The following is a 409-nucleotide window of genomic DNA, read 5'->3' on the forward strand; positions in this document are numbered from 1 at the left end:
GTCATTTAGCCTATGTAATTTATACTTCCGGCTCCACGGGCGTGCCAAAAGGGGTGATGATTGAGCACCGGAATACCGTGAACTTCCTGCACTGGGCACAGCAGGCTTTTGGCGCGGAAGAGATCCGGGAGACGCTTTTCTCGACGTCAATGAATTTCGACCTGTCCATTTTTGAATGTTTTATGCCGCTGTCTCGTGGTGCGGCGATTCATCTGGTCGATGATGTCCTGTCATTGATGCGGCATGCCCTGCCGGTGACCCTGATTAACTCAGTCCCGTCGGCGATGAAACCGTTATTGCAGGCTCAGGCGCTGATGGCGTCGGTTCATACCGTCAATCTGGCGGGTGAACCGCTTAAACGTACCCTGATTGAACAGATTTTTGCAGAAACGCCGGTACAGCGGTTATG

Annotated in this window: 1 protein-coding gene; it reads left to right on the top strand. The window is 52.6% G+C overall.

The window, feature by feature from the left end; translation table 11 throughout:
• A partial coding sequence (locus ABR397_RS23430) for an AMP-binding protein (RefSeq protein ID WP_350307794.1) occupies positions 1-409 on the top strand: 409 nt, incomplete at both ends.

This window comes from Photorhabdus viridis, assembly GCF_040256935.1.
In the GTDB taxonomy this organism is placed as follows: domain Bacteria; phylum Pseudomonadota; class Gammaproteobacteria; order Enterobacterales; family Enterobacteriaceae; genus Photorhabdus; species Photorhabdus viridis.